Annotated in this window: 1 protein-coding gene; it reads right to left on the bottom strand. The window is 26.7% G+C overall.

Annotation, left to right across the window (positions count from 1 at the left end; all coding sequences use genetic code 11):
- Positions 1 to 225: hypothetical protein (locus ACX6CF_RS26770; RefSeq protein ID WP_458788425.1), on the bottom strand; the 225-nt coding region annotated here is incomplete at both ends.

A 225-nucleotide genomic window follows, 5' to 3' on the forward strand; every position in this document is an offset into this window, starting at 1 on the left:
AAGACCATTTAATCTAATAGTAGTTCTATTATCTATTAAAAAATTATAGTAAATACCATCCATCCTATATAAAATCTTAGTATTTCTTTGCTTCATTTCCGTTAATTCTTCAGGGGTAGTATAGAAAGCTAAGGTTATAAAAACATCAACTTTTTCGTTTTTAGAAAAATACACTTGATGTCCTTTGGATAGACAGTAATTACTAAAAGTTTTTACCCATGTTCT

The sequence above is a fragment of the Vallitalea sediminicola genome, assembly GCF_054408565.1.